The 936-nt window shown below is 47.3% G+C and carries 1 pseudogene; it reads left to right on the forward strand.

Annotated features, from left to right (window positions below):
• Positions 1–936: pseudogene (locus ACP5L5_RS11710) on the forward strand (ABC transporter substrate-binding protein); the annotation flags it as partial.

Raw genomic sequence — 936 nt, forward strand, 5'->3', positions numbered from 1 at the left:
AGCCGGATTATACTACAAGAATGGGCAATGGTACCTACCAAACGGAACACCACTAAAGCTGAATGTTTACGCATTATCAACAGCCCTACTGTTCTGGATCCTCGATGTCCAGGAGGCCTCTGTTCAAGTCAGCAAGTTCGGCATTAAGACCACGTTCTACACCCTTGAGCCGGGTATATGGTCACAGTTATGGCCATGTGGCTTAACTAAGATGGGTGCCACAGCCGACTGGCTGTATGCTGGCGCACCTAAGGGTGGTGTTGATACAGCATGGATATACTACGATATTGCCCAGTACGCGGCTGGCGGAGTTTATGAAAGTGGATTCTGCGCCAACTTCACTGGCTCAACCACCACACCCTTCGCATGGCCTCAGGTTCAGGATAATCAAATAGTCGGCTACTACTGCCAGCCATTAACCACTAACTTACCAATACCTAACAATACAATTATATGGTGCATTAATTCAACATACGGCTTAATAAACTTAACTAACTGGGAGAATGCCATAACGGCTGCTGAGCCTGGTTCATCAACATACTATGAGTTGGTTAAGGCGTACTTCGCATGGTTCGAATACTGGGTGCCAGGTGTTACAATTGCTGAGGGTGACTTCGGTGCTGTCTTCCCGAAGAACATGATTGACCCCATGTGGGCTTATGACTGCATGCCCTACACTGACCCAAGATACACCGCAGCAGCATACTCACTATTATATAATTGGGGTATTGGCTGGGGCTGGGATGGCTTCAACCCGCAATTCAACACGCAATTATTTATGGGTGCTTTTGCTCCTCCTGGTGTTATTCCGCCGTTGGCTCAAGCAATCATTAATGGTTCATTGTGGACTAATCCGTACTTCCATAAGTGGGCTGTTTTAATAGGCTTACCTAACCCTGATCCTCAATTGCAGGCTTGCGTAGCCTCATACTTCCA

It is taken from the genome of Vulcanisaeta sp. (genome assembly GCF_049966235.1).
In the GTDB taxonomy this organism is placed as follows: domain Archaea; phylum Thermoproteota; class Thermoprotei; order Thermoproteales; family Thermocladiaceae; genus Vulcanisaeta; species Vulcanisaeta moutnovskia.